Annotated in this window: 10 protein-coding genes and 1 tRNA gene; 10 read left to right on the forward strand and 1 reads right to left on the reverse strand. The window is 61.9% G+C overall.

What is annotated here, in order from left to right; all coding sequences use genetic code 11:
- Nucleotides 1-20 precede the first annotated feature (20 nt).
- The 7 genes from H351_RS16600 (at nt 21) to H351_RS16630 (ending at nt 6,446) form a co-directional block, all read left to right on the forward strand.
- Nucleotides 21-1,034: a ParA family protein gene (locus H351_RS16600; RefSeq protein ID WP_020969711.1), complete on the forward strand. Its 1,014-nt coding sequence runs from the start codon at nt 21-23 to the stop codon at nt 1,032-1,034.
- Entirely contained in the window at nt 1,034-1,906 is an 873-nt protein-coding gene (locus H351_RS16605; protein ID WP_020969710.1) for a segregation and condensation protein A, read from the forward strand. The genes H351_RS16600 and H351_RS16605 overlap by 1 nt, the downstream gene beginning before the upstream one ends.
- Complete coding sequence (gene scpB, locus H351_RS16610; RefSeq protein WP_029255444.1) at nt 1,903-2,631, forward strand: SMC-Scp complex subunit ScpB; 729 nt, start codon at nt 1,903-1,905, stop codon at nt 2,629-2,631. The genes H351_RS16605 and scpB overlap by 4 nt, the downstream gene beginning before the upstream one ends.
- Nucleotides 2,632-2,708: 77 nt before the next feature.
- Nucleotides 2,709-4,154 (forward strand): pseudouridine synthase, encoded by a 1,446-nt coding sequence (locus tag H351_RS31450; protein ID WP_080910933.1) that lies wholly within the window; start codon nt 2,709-2,711, stop codon nt 4,152-4,154.
- A gap of 11 nt (nt 4,155-4,165) precedes the next feature.
- A complete protein-coding gene (gene cmk, locus H351_RS16620) occupies nt 4,166-4,846 on the forward strand; it encodes a (d)CMP kinase (RefSeq protein WP_029255443.1) in 681 nt (226 codons plus the stop codon).
- A complete protein-coding gene (der, locus tag H351_RS16625; protein WP_019748583.1) occupies nt 4,843-6,270 on the forward strand; it encodes a ribosome biogenesis GTPase Der in 1,428 nt (475 codons plus the stop codon). Before cmk ends, der begins: the two co-directional genes overlap by 4 nt.
- A gap of 102 nt (nt 6,271-6,372) precedes the next feature.
- Nucleotides 6,373-6,446 (forward strand) — tRNA-Pro (locus tag H351_RS16630).
- A gap of 101 nt (nt 6,447-6,547) precedes the next feature.
- Here the strand turns inward: H351_RS16630 and H351_RS31455 are convergent.
- On the reverse strand, nt 6,548-7,864 hold the full coding sequence (locus tag H351_RS31455) for a tyrosine-type recombinase/integrase (RefSeq protein ID WP_075833294.1): 1,317 nt from the start codon (nt 7,862-7,864) through the stop codon (nt 6,548-6,550).
- An 829-nt stretch (nt 7,865-8,693) separates the two neighbouring features.
- Between H351_RS31455 and H351_RS16640 the strand changes: the two genes are divergently transcribed.
- The 3 genes from H351_RS16640 (at nt 8,694) to H351_RS16650 (ending at nt 12,104) form a co-directional block, all read left to right on the forward strand.
- Nucleotides 8,694-9,089, forward strand: a complete 396-nt coding sequence (locus H351_RS16640; RefSeq protein ID WP_029255442.1) for a hypothetical protein — start codon at nt 8,694-8,696, stop codon at nt 9,087-9,089.
- A gap of 121 nt (nt 9,090-9,210) precedes the next feature.
- Nucleotides 9,211-9,753 (forward strand): HNH endonuclease signature motif containing protein, encoded by a 543-nt coding sequence (locus tag H351_RS16645; RefSeq protein ID WP_051636477.1) that lies wholly within the window; start codon nt 9,211-9,213, stop codon nt 9,751-9,753.
- On the forward strand, nt 9,750-12,104 hold the full coding sequence (locus tag H351_RS16650; protein WP_037119516.1) for an AAA family ATPase: 2,355 nt from the start codon (nt 9,750-9,752) through the stop codon (nt 12,102-12,104). The genes H351_RS16645 and H351_RS16650 overlap by 4 nt, the downstream gene beginning before the upstream one ends.
- Nucleotides 12,105-13,006: the final 902 nt, after the last annotated feature.

A 13,006-nucleotide genomic window follows, 5' to 3' on the forward strand; every position in this document is an offset into this window, starting at 1 on the left:
GAGTAGGGGAGCATCGGACCGTGTCGACATCGCAGCCACCAGCGGCGGAGTCCGCGCCGCCGCATGTCAATGCCCAACTCTTCGAGCGCGTGAACGAATCAGCACCAGCTGTACCCTCCGAACCAGAGGCGATGTTCGAAATAGATACGACGCCAGTAGCCTCTCCACCTGCGGAAACCCCTGCTGTTTCCACGGAAGAACTCGGTCCGACGGGCCGGCCGGTCCGCGAGGTACCCCAACCGACACCGTTGGCGCATCACGGACCCGCGATGATCATCGCGATGTGCAACCAGAAGGGCGGCGTCGGCAAGACGACGTCAACCATCAACCTGGGTGCGTCGTTGGCCGAATACGGTCGCCGAGTGCTCCTGGTGGATCTCGATCCCCAAGGAGCGTTGTCTGCTGGTCTGGGCGTTCAGCATCACGACCTGGAACTGACCGTCCACAATCTCCTGGTCGAACCGCGTGTGTCCATCGACGACGTGTTGATGCGCACTCGGGTGGACGGTCTGGACCTGCTCCCCAGCAACATCGACCTTTCGGCCGCCGAGATTCAATTGGTCACCGAGGTCGGGCGTGAGCAGACTTTGGGACGCGTGTTGCACCCGGTTCTCGATCGGTACGACTACGTGCTCATCGACTGCCAGCCGTCGCTTGGCCTGCTCACGGTGAATGCGCTGGCGTGCGCCGATTCGGTCATCATTCCGATGGAATGCGAGTACTTCAGCCTGCGCGGCCTGGCACTTCTCAACGACACCGTCGAAAAGGTGCACGACCGTCTCAATCCGAAGCTCGAGTTGGCCGGCATCGTCGTCACGATGTTCGACGCCCGGACCCTGCACGCTCGTGAGGTGATGGCGCGAGTGGTCGAGGTGTTCGGCGACGTCGTCTACGACACGGTGATCAACCGCACCGTTCGATTCCCCGAAACCAGCGTCGCCGGTGAGCCGATCACGACGTGGGCGCCGAAATCGGCTGGCGCCGAGGCATATCGAGCCTTGGCCCGCGAGGTCATTCACCGGTCTGGTCGTTAGTGGAACTGATTGCATCGCAAGAAGATCCGGTCGAAGTCGAGCCGGATTCGATCGATCCGAACGTGCCGACCGACGCTCAGACCGCAGCCAAGGCTGCCGGTTTCCGAGTCACTCTCCGAAACTTCGAAGGCCCGTTCGATCTGCTGTTGAACCTGATCAATCAACGGCAGCTCGACGTCACCGAAGTCGCCCTTCACACCGTCACGGACGATTTCATCGCGTACACCAAGGAACTCGGCAGTGCGATGGGCCTTGATCAGACGACGGAATTCCTGGTCGTCGCAGCTACGCTCCTGGATCTGAAAGCGGCCAGATTGTTGCCCGCCGGGCAGGTCGAGGACGCGGAGGATCTGGCGCTTCTCGAAGCACGCGATCTTCTCTTCGCGAGACTGCTGCAGTATCGGGCGTACAAACAGGTTGCGGCGCTGTTCGGTGAGTTGGAGGAAGCAGCGCTGCGGCGCTATCCGCGCTCGGTTGCCGTCGAGGATCAGTTCACCGAACTCCTGCCCGAGGTGTTGTTGGGCGTCGACCCTCAGCGTTTTGCGGAGATCGCGGCGACGGTGTTCACACCGCGTCCGGTGCCGACAGTGGGCCTCGATCACCTCCATGTGTCCAATATCTCGATACCCGAACAGGCCGAGCGAATTCTCGAGTTGCTGCGCGAGCGAGGCATCGGGGAGTGGACACCATTCGGGGACCTCGTTGCCGAGTGCGAAATCACCGTCGAGATAGTGGCAAGGTTTCTCGCATTGCTCGAGCTGTATCGCCGGCAGGTCATCGTATTCGAGCAATCCGAGGCTCTCGGACCGCTGATGGTGAGTTGGACCGGAGACGACCCGGCCGCGCCGGTCACAGAGGAGGACTACGGATGAATGCCGAACCGACGGAATCAGAGTCTTCGCAGCTAGACGAGATTATCGAGCCTGCCGACCCCGCCTCGGAGCCCGAAGAGTCTGCACCCGATTTCGACCTCGACGACGATCAACTCGACGCAGTGCTGGAGTCGCTTCTGCTTGTCGTGGATTCGCCGGCGGAAGTGAACCAACTCGCATCTGTCACCGGAACCGCGCCGGACCGCGTCGAAGAACGCCTGACGTCGATGTCGGCCGCATTGACCGCTCGCGGCAGCGGAATGGACCTTCGCTACGCGGGCGACGGATGGCGTCTGTACACGCGACAAGAGTTTGCCCCGTACGTGGAAAAGCTGCTATTGGACGGCGCACGCACCAAATTGACCAGGGCGGCATTGGAAACTTTGGCCGTAGTCGCATACCGTCAACCGTTGACTCGTGCGCGGATCAGTGCGGTACGAGGCGTCAACGTGGACGGGGTGGTACGCACCCTCCTTGCCCGCGGACTGATCGCGGAAGCCGGGCCTGACCCGGACACCAACGCGACACGGTACTCCACGACCGAACTGTTCCTCGAACGGCTCGGGCTGGCCTCGCTCAGCGAGCTCCCGGAGTTGGCCCCGCTCTTGCCTGATGTCGATCTCATCGACGACATCAGCGAAAGCCTGGAATCCGATCCGCGATTTGCGAGAATGAACAAGGCAGACGTGCCCACTGAGGTAGTGGACACCGAAGTCGACGACTGACCGGAATACCGGCCGTCGTCAGCACCGAGAAAGACCCGACCACGCTCGGGAAACAGTAGAAAACTGACAGGAAAAAAGTGAACAATCCCGCTCGCCGAGATGGCACACCGGACCGTAACAACTCCCGCGACAACCGCGGCGCACGCAGCGATGCCCCCCGTGGTGGTCGCAGCGACGCCCCTCGCGGCGCACGTAGCGAAGCGCCCCGTGGTGGACGCAGCAACACTTCCCGCAGTACCTCCGGATACGACCGCAACGCCGGATCCGACCGTCCCCGCACGGACGACCGTCGCGGTGGATTCAATGATGACCGTCGCCCGCCGCGCAGCGATGACCGTCGCCCGCCGCGCAGCGACGACCGTCGCCCTCCGCGCAGCGATGACCGTCGCCCCGCACGTACGGACGACCGTCGTGGTGGCTACAACGACGACCGTCGCGGACCGCGCACTGACGACCGCCGCGGACCCCGCAGCGATGACCGCCGGACCCCCCACGTAGACGCCCGTCGGGCACCGCGCGGTGGCGCCGACCGTCGCAGTGACGATCAGCGCGGCGCACGCCCCGACGCTCCTCGCGGCGGCGCATGGTCGAACGCACCTCGTGGATCCAAGTTCGACGGACCTCCGCGCAAGCGCCCGGCAGCTCCCACACCGCCGGCGACCAACAAGCGTGGCAAGCCGAAGACCGAGAAGCCGCAGCGTGTCGTCTCTCAGAACCCGTTGGTCTCCAACGCCAAGCCTGCACGTCATCAGCACGCCGAGATCACCAAGCACGACGGCCCGCCGAAGGGCGACGGCGTCCGCTTGCAGAAGGTGCTGGCTCAGGCCGGCGTCGCATCACGCCGTGCAGCTGAAGAACTGATCGACCAGGGTCGCGTCGAGGTCGACGGCCGCATCGTGGTCGAACAGGGTCTGCGTGTCGACCCCGAGAACGCAGTGGTTCGTGTCGACGGCGTCCGCGTCGTCGTGCAGAAGGACCTCGTCTACCTCGCGATGAACAAGCCGCGTGGCTGGCAGTGCACCATGTCCGACGATCTCGGTCGTCCGTGCGTCGGTGACATCGTCTCCGAGCGCGTTCAGTCGGGTCAGCGGCTCTTCCACGTCGGCCGTCTCGACGCCGACACCGAAGGCTTGCTCCTCTTCACCAACGACGGCGACTTGGCTCACCGCCTGATGCACCCGTCGTTCGAGGTTCCGAAGACGTACCTCGCCACGGTTCACGGCGTTGTCGAGCGCAGCACCGGCAAGCAGCTGCGTGACGGTGTCACTCTCGATGACGGTCCGGCCAAGGTGGACGCGTTCACCGTGCTCGAGATCAACGAGGGCAAGACGCTCGTCAAGCTCGTACTGCACGAGGGTCGCAAGCACATCGTGCGTCGCCTCCTCGATGCCGTCGGTCACCCCGTTGTCCGTCTGGTTCGCACCAACGTCGGAGTTGTCGCTCTCGGCGATCAGCGTCCGGGAACGCAGCGCGTCCTCGGACGTAGCGAGGTCGGAGGACTGTACGAGGCGGTCGGCCTGTGACCGATTCGTCCATGCCGCTGGTGGTCGCGATGGACGGACCGTCCGGAACCGGCAAGTCCAGCGTCTCTCGCGCGTTGGCGCAGCGTTTGGGTGCTCGCTACCTCGACACCGGAGCCATTTACCGGATCGCGACCCTGCACGTGCTTCGTCAGGGAATTGATCTGGCGGATTCCGCCGCGATCACTGCCGCCGTTGCGGCATTGCCGTGGTCCATCGGTACCGATCCGAGCAGCGAGCAGGTGCACCTCGACGGCGCGGACGTCAGCGAGGAGATCCGCGGCGACGCGGTCACCAAAGCTGTCTCCGCGGTGTCGGCCGTACCCGAGGTTCGCGACCTGCTGGTCGCCACTCAGCGTGAGCTGGCGGCCGGAGCGGAGCGGATCGTCGTGGAAGGTCGCGACATCGGAACCGTCGTACTCCCCGATGCAGACGTCAAGATCTTCTTGACCGCATCGGCGGAAACCCGTGCAGCACGGCGCAATACGCAGAACGTCGGCCAAGGCCGTGAAGACAATTACGAAGCGGTGCTGGCTGATGTGCAGCGCCGTGACCATCTCGATTCGACTCGGGCAGTGTCGCCGTTGCGCCCTGCCGAGGATTCCATCCTGGTGGATACGAGCGAATTGGGAATTGAAGATGTGATCGCCAAGTTGCTGTTGGTGGTCAGCGACAGAACTGGAGCAGTGCAGTGAGCGACGATCTGGTAACCGAATATGCCGGTGACGGAACTTGGTCCGAGGAATCGGAGTGGGATTACGCCGATCTCGAAGCGGACGGCGAAGGCGAAGCGCACATTGCCGTCCCGACCTTGGCTGTTGTCGGTCGACCGAACGTCGGCAAGTCGACGCTCGTCAACCGCATCATCGGCCGTCGTGAAGCGGTAGTCGAGGACATCCCCGGCGTTACCCGTGACCGCGTCTCGTACGAGGCGAACTGGGCCGGACGGCGCTTCCTCGTCCAGGACACCGGCGGATGGGAACCCGACGCAAAGGGTCTTCAGCAGGCCGTTGCCCGCCAGGCCGAATTGGCCATGGGAACGGCTGACGCCATTCTCCTGGTCGTCGACGCCGTTGTCGGCGCTACGACGACGGACGAAGCTGTCGCTCGAGTGCTTCGCCGCTCGAAGACTCCGGTCATCCTCGTTGCCAACAAGGTGGACGACGGACGCACCGAGTCCGAGGTTGCAGCGCTGTGGTCCTTGGGCCTCGGTCAGCCGTACTCAGTGAGTGCGACGCACGGACGCGGTACCGGCGACCTGCTCGACGAGGTTCTCGAGAAGCTGCCGGAAACCCCTCGCGAAGGTATCCCCGGCGGCGGTCCGCGTCGTGTTGCTCTCGTCGGAAAGCCGAACGTCGGAAAGTCCAGCTTGCTCAACAAGCTGTCCGGTGACGAGCGGTCCGTCGTGCATAATGTTGCCGGCACCACCGTCGACCCGGTCGACTCGATCGTCGAACTCGGTGGTCGCCCTTGGCGTTTCGTCGACACGGCTGGTCTGCGCAAGCGCGTCAGCCATGCCAGCGGCGCGGAGTTCTATGCGTCGCTGCGTACGAAGAGCGCGATCGAGGCCGCTGAGGTTGCGATCCTGCTGATCGACGCGCACGAGCCGATCACCGAGCAGGACCTGCGTGTTCTGAGCATGGTGGCCGACACGGGTCGTGCATTGGTGATCGCATTCAACAAGTGGGACCTCGTGGACGAGGACCGTCGACTCATGCTGGACAAGGAAGTCGACCGCGATCTGGTCCGCGTTCCGTGGGCTCAGCGAGTCAACATCTCCGCCCACACCGGTCGCGCCGTGGCGAAGCTTGTGCCGGCTCTCGACACGGCTCTGGAGTCCTGGGACAAGCGCATCCCCACGGGTCGCCTGAACACCTGGCTCAAGGAAGTTGTGGCAGCAACGCCACCGCCGATGCGTGGTGGTCGCCTGCCTCGCATCATGTTCGCGACTCAGGCAAGCACACGCCCGCCGACATTCGTTCTCTTCACCACGGGCTTCCTCGAGGCCGGCTACCGCCGCTTCATCGAGCGGCGTCTGCGTGAAGAGTTCAACTTCGACGGCAGCCCGATCCGCGTATCCGTCCGAGTGCGCGAGAAGCGTGACCGTAAGGGCCGCTGATTCTGCGTCCAATTCGGTACTGAAACGGCTCTGACCAGCCGATTGGTACTTCGGCCCGTCCCTGATGTAATCTTTCCAAGCGCCCGAAACAAGGGCGTGGGACGGGCTGTGGCGCAGCTTGGTAGCGCACTTGACTGGGGGTCAAGTGGTCGCAGGTTCAAATCCTGTCAGCCCGACGCAGATCAGAGGCACTATCCAGAACATTGGGTAGTGCCTCTACTGCTGTCTGGACCGCAGTCGGACCGCAGTAGTTTTTCCGGACCGCAATAGACCGCAGTCAGTCATCACCGATGGCTTTGAGCTTGGTTGGGTCGACGTGAGCGTAGACATCCATGGTGATGCTTGGACTTGCATGCCCGAGGATGAGCTGGACATCGACATGGTTCATGCCCTCAGCGAGAGCTTGGGTGGCCGCTGAATGCCGTAGCCAGTGGACCGTTACGTCGTCGGATACGCCCGCCAAGGCTGCAGCGGGGGAGAAGTAGCGACGGGACCAGTTCCGCAGTCGCACCGCATCACCCTTTGCTGACTGAAATAGGAACTCATCTGGCTTTTTGTCTGCGATCTGAACCCGCAGAGGCTCCACCAGCGACGAGCGGAACGGCACCCAGCGTTCCTGGTGGGATTTGGTTTCACCGACGACCAAGCCGAGCTTGTGGACCTCGACGACGCCCTCCACGACGTGAAGTTTTCGATTCACCAGGTCGATGCCGCCGACGCGCAATCCGAACAGTTCTCCAGCACGTAGACCGGTCGCGCCGAGTAATCGCACGATCAACCCGTTCGTGGTTGGCGGTGACGGGGGGATGACCGGCACACCGTCGTCGTCCGTCGGTAACTCCGCAACAGGCTTTAGGTCGGTACGCGAACCCGGCCGTTTGGTGGCCGCTCGATAGTCTGCAGCGCAAGCGACTCGCTCGACCTCTACGGGGGTCAGGAACTTAGGAGTCTTGCGCGGCAGTCGGGGGAGCGGGACGTGGTCGGCGGGGTTCGCATGAATGAATCCGTCACGCATTGCGGAGACGAGAATCTGCGAGAACACCTTGTGAGCTTGACGCACCGTGGAAGGTGCCAGAGTTGATCCTGTCTTGCTTCCGGTAGCGGAGAGCGTCGTGACCCAGCGCGCAACGGCAGAGTGTTTCACCTCCGCTATCGGCGTCGAACCCCATGTCGGCAAGATATAGGCGCGTACCAACGTGAGGTAGGTCGTGCGGGTCCCGACTGCTTTGAACTCACGGTGCGCCCACGAGTCGGCTATCTCAGCGACCGTCGTCCCCCTCTTGGCTGGGTCGACGTATCGGCCTGTTTCCAGCTTGGCTGTCTCGCTGTCTGCACAGGCTTTTGCCTCTGCTTTGGTTCGGAACGATTTGCCCTGTTCCTTGCCGTTGTCGTCTACCCACCGCGCCTGATACTGCAGGCCCTTGCCATGCCGCGCGCTTGGTTTCTTCGTTGTCCTGCACTTACAAGCGGTATGGATCGGTTCACGGTTCTCGTCGACAAGATCTTCGTGGGTGTGCCAGCGGTCAATGACACCAGCGCGTCTGTTTCGTTTGGTCTGTCGGTGGGTGCTCTGGGTGGATGGAGAATCTGTCATACCGAGAAACCTAGCAACGGTCTGATCAACATGTGACCACTTAACCTTGAGCTGCATTGTGGGATAGATCACACCACTGATATTGGGTGCATGTCCACTTGGCCAATCGGTAGTTACAAATAAGCAGATATGCAGCTCACGGTGGGTGTAGGTTCTCCCGTTGCTGGATGTCTGACGTACCTTAAGTGCTTGTGGCACAGCATAATTCGTACTTATGGGAGTTGTGGCACCATGACGCCTGTGCTTGTCTGTTGACGGCAAGCGATCAGTGGATTCTGGTCGAAAAACCGTACGAAAGGGTCGAACAAATGGTGCAAGCCTCGCCACAGCTGCCGGGCAGTTATCAGAGGTTGATCACTGATCCGGCTGAGATTGATGAGTCGACACCGGACAGTGCTCTCGTGACACTTCACGCTACGGCGGTGTTCATCGGCAAAGCGGTAACAACATGCCGCCAAGATCGCACGGATGGGAACCGCCGAGGCCCAGCATCGTTTCTACGCAACGGGCGCATTACGTGCAGGTTGGGTGACCTGCGCGCATACAACAACGCCCGTTTCGAGGCATCGCTACGCGGGGGGCACTGACATAAGCAAAATGCCGCGAACCGTAGCTCGCGGCATTCCGTTGGGTTGATCACCCTGCAAGCCCCACTCCGCCTAGAGAGATTGGAAACTCACATGCATCATGATACGCCCAGGTCACGCGCCCTAGCTGGCGTCCTGCGCTCGCTCCGTCCACGTCGCAAAGATGTCGACCACTTCGGCTCACTACTCGAGTACTCGATGACCCGACGCGACATCGGCCCCGCCAAGAAAGGGCACGAATCATGACGAACACATCCACGTTCACCGCTACGTCACCGATCGCCCCGGACCCGATGCCCAACTACTGCTTCATCGCTCTGCACAACCCGCGATTCGGAACGTTCGACAACAGGCTTCGGTTCCGGTCCAACGCAACCCGGATCGGGCTCGCGGTGGACGAAGTCACCAAGCGCATTCGGGACGAGCACGGCGCATTCGCTTTCCCCTTCGACGGAGTGTTCGACCTCATGCCCGGATGGGTGTTCGTCACGACCTTGCCCACCGACAGCAGGGGTAGCCGCGTCGTCGGCGTGATCCATCCGCGCGAATTGTCCGAAGCCGAAGTGATCGACCAGCTCGGCAAAGCCCTCAACCGGTTTGCCCTGCGGAGTTTCTTTCCGCAAGAGCGACGGACATAGCTGCCACATCTGCAGCGAGTGCTTTAACGCTCTACCCAATCTCCAGCCCCCACAGGTGACAGAACGACCGGTACCCCGGACTTCGGGACTGCCAACCAACTACCTGAAAGGGGCCTTTTTCATGCCTAGGCAACCTCACCAGCATGGCAGTCAGCCGTGGATGGCAACGATCGTGACCGCCATGACCCCCGACGAACGGGAACGTCTCGAGCGCCGGTTCACGGCGAAGATAGTGGTCGACGGCACCGGCTGCCACATGTGGCAGGGCGCTCACAACGGGCGCTACCCGACGCTGTCGCTCAACGGCAGGACTGTTTACGGTCACCAGCTCGCTTGGACCCTCGAACATGGCCGTGCCATCCGGCCGGGACATCAGATCGACCACACGTGCCGTACGCCGCTGTGCGTCAACCCGGACCATTTGGACGAGATAACCCGTCGTATGAACATCCTGCTCGGTTCCGGCCCATCAGCCCGTAACGCCGCGAAAATCTTCTGCGACCGTGGGCACCCCTTATTCGGGGACAACCTCTACACCGCGCCTAACGGCTGGCGCGTCTGCATCATGTGCCGTGACGGCCGGAACCGCAAATATGCGGCCAAAAGAAAGGTCGCGAAGCTCGAGACAGCGTGGCTGGCAGAGCACGGCGAGGCGACAGCATGACCGACGCCCGCAACACCCTCGACCATGCGACACCCAGAAGCGCCGCCAGCGCTGAGGACCCTGAGAGCACCGTGACTCAACCTGCCCCCGCATCGGTCAGCGCTGCTGCACCGACGTACGTACTGCCCGAAACTCTGCTTTCCGATGACCTCACATTGCTCGAGGCGGCGCAGGCTCTGGCCGCTGCTGGTCTCCGAGTTCTGCCGCTGACGAGTCAGCCGACGGCCAACAAGCCCGGCGAAGACGCGTCGAAGAATCCGGGCGGACTGCTCGGTCGGGGTTGGCAGAACAAATCGACGACCGATCCCGAGGTCATCGAAAAGTGGTTCACCGAACCGGACACGACGACACTCGAGGGTGTCGTCACGCAGACAGATATTTACAGGTGGGTTCCGTTCGACACGCTCGGTCTCGGCGTCCACGCCGGACCCGACATCCTGATCGTCGACGCGGACAACGCACAGAACATCCCCGAACGGTTCTGGGACGAGCTTGAGGACGCCCCCTTCCAGTCGTCGTCGACGATCGACCACCGACGCGGTCACTACTACTTCCGGCCCCGCCAGGGGTTCCACTTCGGGCACACGTCCGCTATTCCCGGTATCGACGGGATGGACTCGGCCGGTGAAATCAGGCACGGCAACGCGATCGCCGTATCAGCCCCGTCGAAGCACCGTTGGGCATCGCTCGGCCGCGCCTACCGCTGGAAGCGTGTCGGCACTATCCCCGAGATGTCCGAAGAGCTGGCGCAGTGGCTCGAATCCCGCATAGACAAGGTGGCGTGGAACGGCACCGTCATCGAGGTATCCGAGGCGACACTCGACTCGATCACCTATTTTCGTGAGAACTGCACCAACGCGTCGCACCCGGAAATAATCGACGACCACGTCGGTTTCATGCGGCAGAAGTCCGACACTAAGGGTCTGCACAACGCGTGGCTACCTGGTTTGATCAGCCTGATCGAAATGGCTTTGTTCGGGTACGTCAACGCTGCCGACGCGATCGACGCTGCAGGCGACGCGTTCGTCGCACTGCGCACCGACGACACGCGCGGCGGGAACGTGAAAGATCAGGATGGCGCGGAACGCGAATATATCGATCAGCTGAAGTGGGCACTCGGGAAAGCTCAGGCGAAGTACGCCACTCATCTTGAAATGCTGCGCTACGACACCGAAAAGTATGTCCGCAAGCATTACGTCACCGAACTTCCAATGACCAGCCTTCCACCGCTGCAGGCGTCGGTGCTAGGTGTCGGTACAGATGCCGTTATGTCCGGGATCGGGGTCGGTGACAGTCCTGGGAGCGAACTAGCGACCACCAGCAGCGCAGCGCCAGCGGAGATGGAAGCCAGACAGCTACTGATCGACGCTGCGCTCGCGCGCTTCCCAACCGTTGACCTCGACGTCCTGATGTCCGACCCACCGGAGCCGTTGGTGTGGCTCGAGGAGGGCATCATCGCGCGGGGTAGCTACGTGGGACTGACGGCTGCAGCGAAGGCCGGTAAATCGATCCTGACGTACTGGATGGCCGGGCATTGGGCGATGGGACGGTCAGCGATCGATCCCATGATCACCTTCGAACCGCCGACGATTCTGTACCTCGACTTCGAGAACGGGGACCGTTGGATGCACAGCACCCTGACGAAGATGGGCTTCGCATCTAAGGACATCAGCGAACATCTGAAAATTCTTTCGTACCCGGATTTTCACCCGTTGAACACACGTGAAGGTGCGCAGGAGCTGCACGCATTGATCGAAGGCATCAACCCGGATGTCATCGTCATCGACACCATCAGTCGCACAGTGGATGGCGATGAGAACGACTCGAAACCGTGGTCCGACCTCTACCGGTTAACGATCATGCCCATCCGTAAAGCGTATCCGGACGCGACGATCATCCGGCTCGACCACACAGGTAAGGACCCTAAACAGGGTGCCCGAGGTAGCTCGCAGAAGATGTCCGACATCGACACGCATTGGGTGTTGACCGCCGAAGCAGGTAACCGCAACAACCTTACGTTGGACCTCGAGCGGTCCAGGCTTGGTGAGCACGCTGAATCAGTCCAACTCCGTCGCGTGGACAGTCCGCTGAGGCATGAACTGAACGCCGGGAAGTCGGGGACCGGGGCGATCGCATGGGGACCGATACACGCTGTCAGCAGTGAAGTCGAGGCGGTGAATATCGCCCTCGACGAGTTGGATGCACCTGACGACATTTCAAATGCGAAGGCGAAGGCACTGTTGAAGGCGCACGGCCAGAACGTCAACTCTGAGAAAGTCCGTCAGGCTCTAGTGCTACGGAAAGAGCGTCCCAAAACAGTGCCCGACGAGATGCCGAAAGCGCTCGAATGAGAGCCGGAAGGAGCCGATTCGGTGCTGTTCCGGAACGCCGGAAAACCGTTCCGGAATGGCGCGGAACGGTACCCCCTCACGGAACGTTCCCCGGAACGGCCGGAACGGTGCGGAGCGGCCCCAAATTCTTCACCTATACGAGCAGGTCAACATATGAAAATTCGTTCCCGGAACGGTCTGGAACGAAGCGCCAATTCCGTAGCGTTCCGACGTTTCCATCCCTTAAGGGATGGAACGGGAGGACGGGATGCCCGGAAAACCTGAACTACGGGGCCTATTCGGGGGGGGGGGGGGGCAAGAGGGGGTTCCTAGGACGGCATCCATAGGGCGGGTCCATATGGCCGCATCGAGCGACCGCTGCAGGGGTGACGAAGAGAGAGGCACTCACTGTGAAAGACAAAGCAACATATACGCGCGTCTCGAGGTTGATCCTCAGGCACACAGACGGTGGCGAATGGCGACGGACATCGACTGTGAAGAAGCTCATCCACGGAACCGACAAAGAGCACTTCGACAACGTGCTTTCAGCGCTTACGTATACGGGGCTGATCCAAGTTCGCGGCACCATTGCAGGGCGGAGGGGGCAAGAGGTGCGCAAGGCGCCCAGCTAGGCATGCCAAGTCAACGGCAGGATGTGCCGCTGTCCCGGCTCGAGACCCCAGTACAGCGGCACCAAAATGGCCGGCGAATTTCACCCGGCCATCGGTGGAAAATGCGGTGTTGACCAGCACGTTAGTTCGCTGCAACTATGCGCGATCGTGCAATTAACGGCGATGCCGACAGATGGTAAGCCCAAAGCGACGCCGACCATCAGAACCGCCCGACTCGAGGGGCCTGATTAGAGGGGCCTCGCACGGTCGGAGACGCCCTGGAGGGCACCAGCTAAGCCGACCCTGCAGGAC

It is taken from the genome of Rhodococcus erythropolis R138 (genome assembly GCF_000696675.2).
Classification (GTDB): Bacteria; Actinomycetota; Actinomycetes; order Mycobacteriales; family Mycobacteriaceae; genus Rhodococcus_F; species Rhodococcus_F erythropolis.